The sequence below is a fragment of the Streptomyces sp. NPDC029138 genome (assembly GCF_055564375.1).
In genome coordinates this window covers 11,681-15,511 of sequence record NZ_JBVHWM010000002.1, presented here as the reverse complement: position 1 = coordinate 15,511, position 3,831 = coordinate 11,681, and the positions used below count along the sequence as shown (strand labels likewise).

Here is a 3,831-nt window from a genome sequence, read left to right as displayed (position 1 = left end):
TTCGGGGACGCTTCGGTCGAACCGTCAGCCCTCGGGGATGCTTGGCCCGGCCCGCTCCAGCCCTCGGGGGACGCTTCGATCGAACCGTCAGCCCTCGCGGCATGCTTCGGTCGGCCCGCGTCAGCCCTCGGGTGGCCCTTCAGCCGGCCCGCGACTCAGTCCAGTACGCGCCCCAGATACGCCCGCAGCAGTTCCCGGGTCTCCGTGATGATCGCCTCGTCGCCCTGCGGGTCGACCCGGAAGGCCAGTTGGACGAGGGTGTCGGCGCTCTCCACGGCGACCAGGAACACCCGCCGCAGGTCGGCGTCCGGGGTGCGGCGGAGATAGCCGGCGAGCAGTTCGGTGAGCCGGTCGGCGACCCGGGTGTTGGGCTCGGCGTGGCGGGAGCCGACCGGGATCTGGTTGCCGAAGTCCACCAGGGAGAAGCCGGGCGCCGTGCGCTTCATGCCGAGGTACTCGTCCAGGACGGCGTCCATGGCGGCCCGCCAGTCACCCCTGCCGGCCTTCTTCAGCCGCTCGGTGACACGCTCGACGTACCGCTCCAGGTTGCGCTGGGCGAGGGCGTCGGCCATCTGCCGCTTGTTGCCGAAGAAGCGGTAGACCGAGCCGATGGGAACGCCGGCGCGCTGGGCGACCGCGCGCGTGCTCAGGGCGTCGTAGCCGACCTCGTCGAGGAGTTCGGCGCAGGCGTCCAGAATCCTGGTCAGCCGTTCTGCGCTGCGCCGCTGGACGGGCGCGCGGCGGAGCGATGTCGCGTGGGGCACGGGCTTCATGATGCCTTTCCGCCGGGGTCCGGTGAACCTCCCCCCACCGTACGGAGACGGGTGGCCCCTGCACTCATTCTCCGGTGGGGCAGGGTGCCGGAGGTCCTCGTCCGCCGGTGGCGCATGATGCCGTGGTCGTCATCCGCCGGCACCGGGCGACGCCGTTCCGGTCGGCGCGTCCCCCGTGCCCGTCTCCGCGTCGGACACCGTGATGTCGGCGGTGCTTTCGACCGGCTTGCCGCGGACGGCCCACACCGTGCCGTCGTCGGCGTAGAGGCGTGCGGTGACCTGGTGGGTGCCGTGCGGGACGAGACCGGCGGCCAGGTGGTACGTGGGTGTGCGCAGCCGGGCGACCCGGTGGCCGTCGACGAAGAGGTGAGCGAGCCCGCGTCCGATGGCCGCCGACGGCCGGGTGCCGGGCGCGGAGAGCCGGAAGTGGCGGAGGGCCAGCCGGACGTCCCAGCCGCCGGCCGAGTCCGGGGTGACCTCGACGGCGACCTCGGGGGCGTTCCGCTTCGGCACCTCGCGCAGATTCCGGCCGGTCTCGTCGGTGTCGTCCAGGACCTTCCCCACGGGCGACGGCGAGACCGTCGTACCCCCGTGCGCCTCACCGCTGGTGCAGGCCGCCGCGCCTAGCGGCAGCAGGACGCACACCGCGAGCGCGGCGGCGGGTCCACGCGTCCACTTCGTCCACGACATGACCGGGAGCGTAGAACAGCGCCCCGGTGCCCCGGATCCCCCTGAAGTCTGGTTCCGGCCCTACCCCGGAGGGAGGACCGGGGTTCCTCTTGCGCGGACCCCGGCTCATTCCTACGGTGATGCATAGGAATCGGGAGCACAAGGAGCGATCATGAGCGGGGACGCACGGAAGGCCGCCGAGGGGCTGTCGTATCTGACCGGGTTCGGCAACGAACACGCCTCGGAGGCGGTGCCGGGTGCCCTGCCCGAGGGCCGCAACTCGCCGCAGCGCGCACCGCTGGGCCTGTACGCCGAGCAGCTGAGCGGTACGGCGTTCACCGAGCCTCGGGCGCACAACCGGCGCTCCTGGCTCTACCGCATCCGCCCCTCGGCCGCGCACCCGGCGTTCACCCGCACCGACAACGGCGCGATCCGTACGGCGCCCTTCACCGAGACGGTGCCCGACCCCAACCGGCTGCGCTGGAACCCGCTGCCGGAACCCCCGGCCGGCACCGACTTCCTCGCCGGCCTCTGGACGCTGGGCGGCAACGGCGACGCGACCCAGCGCACCGGCATGGCCGTGCACCTGTACCACGCCAACGCCTCGATGGAGCGGGTCTTCTCCGACGCCGACGGCGAGCTGCTGATCGTGCCCGAGCACGGCGGGCTGCTGCTGCACACCGAGTTCGGCCGGCTGCATGTGGAGCCCGCATATGTGGCGCTGATCCCCCGTGGGGTGCGCTTCCGTGTGGAGCTGCTCGATGAGTCGGCCCGAGGCTATGTGTGCGAGAACTATGGGGTGCCGTTCCGGCTGCCCGACCTCGGCCCGATCGGCGCCAACGGACTGGCCAATCCCCGGGACTTCCGGGCGCCCGTGGCGGCGTACGAGGACGTCGAGGGCCCGGTGGAGGTGGTCAACAAGTTCTGCGGCAACCTCTGGACGGCCACCTACGACCACAGCCCCCTGGACGTGGTCGCCTGGCACGGCAACCATGTGCCGTACGTCTATGACCTGCGCCGGTTCAATGTGATCGGCACCATCTCCTACGACCACCCGGACCCGTCCGTCTTCACGGTCCTGACCTCCCCGTCGGACAGCCCGGGCCTGGCCGGCGTGGACTTCGTGGTCTTCGCGCCGCGCTGGCTGGTGGGCGAGGACACCTTCCGGCCGCCGTACTTCCACCGGAACGTGATGAGCGAGTACATGGGCCTGATCGAGGGCGCGTACGACGCCAAGGCGGAGGGCTTCGTGCCCGGTGGCGGCTCGCTGCACAACATGATGTCGGCGCACGGCCCGGACCGGGAGACGTTCGACCGGGCGAGCGCGGCCGAGCTGAGGCCGCAGAAGCTCGACGACGGGCTGGCGTTCATGTTCGAGACCCGCTGGCCGGTGACCCTCACCCCGCAGGCGGCGAGCGCCGACCACCTCCAGCAGCGCTACGACGACGTGTGGCAGGGGCTGGAGCGGCACTTCAGGGGGTGAGCGCCGCCGTTGCGCCGAACGTTCTTCGACAGGTACGGATAGCCGCGTGACCTCTTTCGCCCCGGATTCGATCGTCCTGAACCGCAAGCTGCCGCTGTGGTACCAGGTGTCGCAGTCGCTGCGCGCCTCGATACTGGGCCGCTCGCCCGAGGAGCCGCTGCGCCTGCCCACCGAGGAGCGGCTGGCGGAGCACTACGGCGTGAGCGTGCTGACCATGCGGCAGGCGCTGAAGGAGCTGGAGGACGAGGGTCTGATCAGCCGGCACCGGCGGCGCGGCACGTTCATCGAGCCCGGAGCGCGACGCGGCGCCCCGATCCGGCTGCTGGGCTCGGTGGACGCGATCGTGGCCCAGCAGTCCGGGATGACGACCGAACTGCTGAGCCACGGCCGTGTGCCGGTGCCGGCCCACCTCGCCGAGTACTTCCCGGATCTCGCGGAGGTGGCGGCGTACCACCGGCTGCGCAGCGACGAGAAGACCGGCGAGCCGACCAATCACGCCGTCAACCACATCCGGCCCGAACTGGGCGCGCGCATCGATCCGGACGACCTGGTCCGCTGGCCGATGACCAAGGTGCTGCGGGACGTGGTGAAAGCGGACATCAGCCGGATCACGGACACCGTGGAGGCCCGGCTCGCCGACCCGGAGACGGCGCGGCTGCTCGAAGTCCCGCTGCTCAGCCCGATCCTGCACTACACGGGCGTGACGTACGACAGCGAGGGCCGGGTGCTGGACGTGGCGGTCATCCACTACCGGGGCGACCGCTTCTCGTTCACCGTCACCCTCGACGCGTGAGCGCACCGCCGGTTCGGCCCGATGCGACGTGCCACGACAGGCCGCCGGACGACCGCGGGCCCGCAGAGGCTGGTCGCGCGGTTCCTCGCGCCGCCTCGGGGCGCTGCCGTACC

At 71.7% G+C, this 3,831-nt stretch carries 4 protein-coding genes; 2 read left to right on the top strand and 2 right to left on the bottom strand.

Annotated features, from left to right (window positions below; genetic code table 11):
* Positions 1–155: 155 nt before the first annotated feature.
* Both ACZ4WH_RS02260 and ACZ4WH_RS02255 read right to left on the bottom strand, forming a co-directional pair.
* The gene (locus tag ACZ4WH_RS02260) at positions 156–773 is read right to left on the bottom strand and encodes a TetR/AcrR family transcriptional regulator (RefSeq protein ID WP_468175634.1); all 618 of its coding nucleotides are present in this window, start codon (positions 771–773) and stop codon (positions 156–158) included.
* Between the two features lie 129 nt (positions 774–902).
* Complete coding sequence (locus tag ACZ4WH_RS02255; RefSeq protein ID WP_468175632.1) at positions 903–1,463, bottom strand: hypothetical protein; 561 nt, start codon at positions 1,461–1,463, stop codon at positions 903–905.
* A 151-nt stretch (positions 1,464–1,614) separates the two neighbouring features.
* Between ACZ4WH_RS02255 and hmgA the strand changes: the two genes are divergently transcribed.
* Positions 1,615–2,925, top strand: a complete 1,311-nt coding sequence (hmgA, locus tag ACZ4WH_RS02250) for a homogentisate 1,2-dioxygenase (protein ID WP_468175629.1) — start codon at positions 1,615–1,617, stop codon at positions 2,923–2,925.
* Between the two features lie 46 nt (positions 2,926–2,971).
* The gene (locus tag ACZ4WH_RS02245) at positions 2,972–3,718 is read left to right on the top strand and encodes a GntR family transcriptional regulator (RefSeq protein WP_468175626.1); all 747 of its coding nucleotides are present in this window, start codon (positions 2,972–2,974) and stop codon (positions 3,716–3,718) included.
* Positions 3,719–3,831: the final 113 nt, after the last annotated feature.